General features: G+C 43.0%; 2 protein-coding genes. One reads left to right on the top strand and one right to left on the bottom strand.

The window, feature by feature from the left end:
- The first annotated feature begins 403 nt into the window (after positions 1–403).
- A complete protein-coding gene (locus ACED28_RS22895) occupies positions 404–1,192 on the top strand; it encodes a lipase (protein WP_017101843.1) in 789 nt (262 codons plus the stop codon).
- Positions 1,193–1,289: 97 nt separating this feature from the next.
- Here the strand turns inward: ACED28_RS22895 and ACED28_RS22890 are convergent, their stop codons facing one another.
- Complete coding sequence (locus ACED28_RS22890; protein WP_017077332.1) at positions 1,290–3,155, bottom strand: methyl-accepting chemotaxis protein; 1,866 nt, start codon at positions 3,153–3,155, stop codon at positions 1,290–1,292.
- Positions 3,156–3,524 lie beyond the last annotated feature (369 nt).

The following is a 3,524-nucleotide window of genomic DNA, read 5'->3' as shown; positions in this document are numbered from 1 at the left end:
GCGAACGCCGAGGGATTTTAAATCCCTTGTGTCTACCAATTCCACCACCAGGGCAACGCAATCATGCGATGCTGATTACCGAAGAGTAAAACACCATCTCTCTGCGACCTAAGCCGTGAGAACGAGGTGTACTTTAACGGATAGAAAAAATTCGTCAACAGTAAATTTTATCTTTCAATTCAAGTGATTAATTATCGAACTCAAACGAATGAATTTAGTGCAGCTTGTACGGTTCTTATTCGTAGACTTTGAGTTTGAGTTGGAATTCAAAGGCCGAATTCCCATTTTCAGACTCACAAAATACTGTCAATTCCATTGAATTAGAGAAACACGACTTAGTTTTCATGTGCTTTTCACATTCAAAGGCTAGAGTTTTAAGTAACGACTATTACGAAATGACAACGTGAAGCCACTAAAACGATACCAATATGAACGCTACGCTGTGCTCTGCAACCTCGCCTACCCTAGAGTTTTTAAACAAACTCGTTACGGTTTTGACCCTAATGGACAGCGCATCATAAAGAATCAGTTTGGCAAAACCATGATTCGAGTCTTATGGAGCAGCGACAAAGATGAAGTCGTCGTGGTTATCAAGGGGTCACACAGCGTTTCTGACTGGCTACTCACTTTTGCTCTATGGACAAGAAGCTGTAAAAGGATTGGGCTGAACTATCGTGTACATGCCGGGTTCTACCATCTCATGTTTCAAGGAAGCCAACCAAGCCGTAATGAAGATAAACTGGGACAAACTGTCATTGAACGCTTGGAAACCACTTTAATTCCTCTATTGGAACAAGGCAAAAGAATATCGATTACTGGCCACTCTTCTGGTGGCTCTATTGGTTGTGTATTCGCTGATTACTTGGACCAAAAACACCCAGGTTGTATTAAACGAATCGTCACGTTTGGACAGCCCGCGGTCGGTGATTGGAGTTTCAAAAAGAACTACCGCTTGAGCAAGAAAACCTACCGTATCTGTTGCGAAATCGATATTGTCACCTTCATGCCGCCCGTACCGCTGTTGTATTGGCATGTAGGCAAAGTACTTTGGCTCTATAACGGCAGGATTTACGAAAACACACCGACGTTAATACGCCTCGGGCGATCAATATTCAGTTGGTTAATCCGGCCTTTCTCTTATCACCTAATGAGTAAGTATATTCGTAACAAAGACTTCTTTGACAAACATTGAGCATGCTCTATAAATAAAAAAGAGCACACGCTTTAACAGCCAGTGCTCTTTCTAGTTTCTAATTGATCTTTGTGCTTAAGCTAATATTAGCCTGAACTTAAAGCTTGAATCGTGACAGCTCTTGTTTCAAGTCACTCGCTAAATGACTTAGCTGATCGGCTTGTGAAACCGCATCGGTCGCATCAACTGCCATCACATCACTCACTTCACGAACAGATTCGGTATTCGCATTGATTTCAGCGGTAACCAGTGACTGCTCTTCAGCAGCAGAAGCTATCTGAGTTGCCATATCGCTGATCATCTGAATTGCCTCACGTATTTGAGCCAAGCTCTCTCCCGCCATATCCACGTCATGTACGCTTGTTTTCGCCATATCGTGGCTTTGTGTCATCACTTTAACGGCACCACTAGTCGCTTGTTGTAAGCGCTTGATCTTGTCTTCGATCTCTTCTGTTGAAGCATGAGTTCGTTGTGAAAGCACTCGAACCTCATCGGCAACCACTGCAAAGCCTCGACCTTGTTCGCCTGCCCTTGCTGCTTCAATTGCCGCATTGAGTGCAAGTAAGTTAGTTTGCTCCGCTATTTCGCGAATCGTCGCCAAGATAGACGCGATTTGTTGACCATGCTCTTCAAGCTCGCTGATGATAGACACAGCGCTTGTTAGCTCTGTTGCAAGCTCATTGATCGATGATTGGCTTTTAGCCATCTGTTGGAAGCCTTGTTCGCTCAACTCAACAGAGTGAGTCGCACTTTTGGCCGTACTATCAGCATTCGTAGCAATTTCTGCTGTTGCTGTCGCCATTTCTGTCACAGCTGTTGCAACCATTGTGATCTCGTCTTGCTGTCTGCTGACGCTATCGCTGCGTTTTAATGCGCTGCTGTTGGCGTGTTCAGCTCCGTTATTCATTGCCGTCGAAACATCAGTCACGTTTTTCATCATTGCATGAAGTCTATCTACGAACACATTAAACTTGTCGGCAAGTTGCCCTACTTCATCTTTACTCGACACTTGAAGGCGCTGTGTTAAATCACCTTCCCCTTCCGCAATATCAGCTAATGCTTCACTCACTCGACCCAGTTCAACTAATTGACGAGCCACAAACCATGAGGTTGCTGCAGCCATAACGATCAATACAATCAAACCTGTGGTGATTTGGCTAATCAACATATCGAACAACGGCTGCTCTAGTACGTCTTTATCCATTTCAATCACAAGTAGCCAGTCGGTGCCTTTAATAGGCTCAGCCATGATGACGCGCTCATCACCATCAACTTGTGTAAAAATTGTCGTTAAGTTTTGTGCAGCACTGTTTAATCCAGAAACACTTAATTCAGGTGCTATCTCTTTGACTTGCTTAAGGATGAAATCTTTATTCTTATGAGCAACGACCGTGCCTTGCTTATCAATTAGGATCGCTCGTCCATTACCTGGAACCTGAATAGCCAACACATCTTCAATTAGCTTGTCTAACGCAAGGTTAGATGCCACAACACCTATGATCGATCCATTCTCGGTCACAGGATCGGTCAATGTCACCACTAAGGTTTGCATGGTTACACTCACGTAAGGCTTGGTTGTTACTGCGCGGTTCTCAGCTAAGGTTTGTTTATACCAACCTCGAACTCTTGGGTCATACCCCGCTTTATTCAATGAAGGATCATGACGGAACATCTCACCTTCTTTGTTACCGTAATAACTCAATCCAAACCCACCAGATACCAAGGTTTGACGTAAATGAGGAACGATATCTATTGAAGGGTTAAGCTGTACTTGTTGTTTAAGCCCATGTACTGCTTGTTTCTTATCGTAAAACCAGTCACTGATGCCCTTTGCATGGGCTTGAAGTGTATTACGACTTTCACTTTCTATTGCTTGCCAGCTGTTTGTTTGAAAAGTCTTATAACCCATGAAAAGAAGAATGGCAGATGTAACAGCAATCGCCAAAACTACAGAGAAAACCATTTTTCTCTTTAGACTAAATTGCATATTTAAGAACCTCTTATAGAATAATTAAAGAAATATAAAGAGGGACACTATCACTCATACACATGTTTTAATTAGAGTTATCCCATAAAACAATGAAACAAATTGAGCATTATGGTTAATTGTGACTTTGATTTATTTAGCGGTCTATCAACAAAGGTTCAACTTAGGATTCCACCAAAACGGCGTTGGGCTTAGCAAATATCAAAGGGAGAAATGAAGAGGTAAGGACGAAGAAACAAGAAGCAAAGTGCCAGAAACGAAAAAACCAACCACTAGGGCTGGTTTTTCTGAATGATGGAGGCGCCTCCCGGAGTCGAACCGAGGTCCACGGATTTGCAATCCGCT

The sequence above is a fragment of the Vibrio sp. 1F253 genome (genome assembly GCF_041439295.1).
Taxonomy (GTDB): Bacteria; Pseudomonadota; Gammaproteobacteria; order Enterobacterales; family Vibrionaceae; genus Vibrio; species Vibrio tasmaniensis_A.
The sequence above is the reverse complement of the archived record's forward strand: the minus strand, read 5'-3'. Positions and strand labels throughout refer to the sequence as shown.

Coding starts and splice junctions, on each gene's coding strand:
- ACED28_RS22890 (WP_017077332.1), bottom strand. CDS start 3,155: ATGGTTTTCTCTGTAGTTTTGGCGATTGCTGTTACATCTGCCATTCTT.